The following is a 1,146-nucleotide window of genomic DNA, read 5'->3' as shown; positions in this document are numbered from 1 at the left end:
CCCCCGGCGGCCTGACCCTGGAGCGCTTCTACAACACCCAGACCGGCCAGCATCATTTCGCCGGCAGCGCCGAAGAGGCCAACGGCATCAACCACGGCGTCGCCGGTCCGGGCTGGGTCGACGAGGGCAAGGCCTTCACCGTCCACTTGCCCACCGACACGATGCTGTTCGCCTGAAGGCGTCTGCTCCTCGCACTCATGACATGTGCTAAGTATTCCCTCATGAGTTTTGCGGTATTCTGCGGCATTAAGCTGGGAGGCCGCGATGCGCACCCTGCATCTGGACAGCCTGGGCGTCGATCAGCTGCACAAGCTTGACGATTTCTACCGAACGACGCAGGAGGTCCGGGTTCGGACGTGTGCACAGATGATCCTGCTCGTGGCCGAGCAGGGGCTCGCCGTCTCCGAAGCTGCCGCGATCGTGCGTGAGAGTGGCGGGACCGTGCGACGCTGGGTCCATCGCTATGGGGCCGAGGGCGTCGACGGTCTCCCTGACGCGCCGCGCTCCGGCAATCCGGTCAAGGCTGGGCCCGACTATCGCGAGCGATTGGTCGAACTGGTGCGCCGGCGCCCGCGTGCCCTCGATCTGTATTTCTCAATATGGAACGCCGCCCGTCTCGCCGACCACTTGGCGGAGGGAAATAGGTCTGGGCATGAGCGTGGCTAGTGGTCTGAGTTAGAAGTTCTCTGACAGAAGCGTCCGACACTTGCGAGGATCGCATCAGCGGGTTTGGTCCAGACGAAGGGCTTTGGATCGGCGTTGGTCTGAGCGATGTAGGCGTGGATCGCAGCTTCGAGATCGCTGGTCTATTGGAAGGCACCACGCTGCAGACGTCGACGGGTGAGCAGGGCAAACCAACCCTCGACGAGATTGAGCCATGATGCGGACGTCGGCGTGAAATGAAGGTGCCAACGCGGACACTTCACGAGCCAGTCGTGGATCAGCTTGGTTTTGTGGGTGGCCGCGTTGTCGAGCACGAGGTGCACGTCGAGATCGCCTGGGACGGCCGCCTCGATCTGATCGAGGAAGTCGCGGAACTCGACCGAACGGTGCCGGCCTGTGCAGTGGCCGATCACCGTCCCGGCCTGGACGTCGAGGGCGGCGAACAGGTCGGTCGTACCCTGGCGACGATAATCGTGAGTTCGG

Annotated in this window: 1 protein-coding gene and 1 pseudogene; one reads left to right on the top strand and one right to left on the bottom strand. The window is 63.4% G+C overall.

What is annotated here, in order from left to right; translation table 11 throughout:
* Positions 1 to 264 precede the first annotated feature (264 nt).
* Positions 265 to 666: a helix-turn-helix domain-containing protein gene (locus CRT23_RS27595; protein WP_103712641.1), complete on the top strand. Its 402-nt coding sequence runs from the start codon at positions 265 to 267 to the stop codon at positions 664 to 666.
* Here the strand turns inward: CRT23_RS27595 and CRT23_RS27590 are convergent.
* Positions 663 to 1,146, bottom strand: a pseudogene (locus tag CRT23_RS27590) (IS630 family transposase); the annotation flags it as partial. The gene CRT23_RS27595 and the pseudogene CRT23_RS27590 overlap by 4 nt on opposite strands.

The sequence above is a fragment of the Methylobacterium sp. V23 genome (genome assembly GCF_002917135.1).
GTDB lineage: Bacteria > Pseudomonadota > Alphaproteobacteria > Rhizobiales > Beijerinckiaceae > Methylobacterium.
This window is presented reverse-complemented; position numbering and strand designations above follow the sequence as displayed.

What these genes read in the sequence shown, in the direction of transcription:
- CRT23_RS27595 (WP_103712641.1), top strand. Translation starts at nt 265, where the DNA reads ATGCGCACCCTGCATCTGGACAGCCTGGGCGTCGATCAGCTGCACAAG.